The organism is Arthrobacter sp. GQ119 (assembly GCF_059759125.1).
Window position 1 is genome coordinate 1 of sequence record NZ_JCAXEA010000083.1, and the last position, 431, is coordinate 431.

At 63.3% G+C, this 431-nt stretch carries 1 protein-coding gene; it reads left to right on the forward strand.

Annotated elements, in window-relative coordinates; translation table 11 throughout:
• Positions 1-431, forward strand: a 431-nt coding sequence (locus AC6CH3_RS23455; RefSeq protein ID WP_498134715.1) for an SRPBCC family protein, incomplete at both ends; no start/stop codon positions are given.

Sequence of the window (431 nt, forward strand, 5' to 3'; positions counted from 1 at the left end):
GACGTGGCGAACCTGTCCGTGGGCCGGCGGATCCGTTATGACGTGAAGGCGAACTGGAAGCTCATCATTGAGAACTTTATGGAGTGCTACCACTGCGCCACGATCCATCCGGAGCTGACCGAGGTGCTGCCGGAGTTCGCTGACGGGCTGGCCGCGCAGTACTTCGTGGGCCACGGCGCGGAGTTCGGTGAGGACATCAAGGGCTTCACCGTGGACGGCTCCGAGGGCCTGGATGTCATCCCGGGTGTGGCCGAGGACCAGGACCGGCGCTATTACGCGATCACGATCAAGCCGACCGTGTTCGTGAACCTGGTTCCGGACCACGTGATCATCCACCGGATGTTCCCGATGTCCGCGGACCACACGATCGTCGAGTGTGACTGGCTGTACCTGCCCTCCGTGGTGGAGTCCGGCAAGGACGTCAGCGCCTC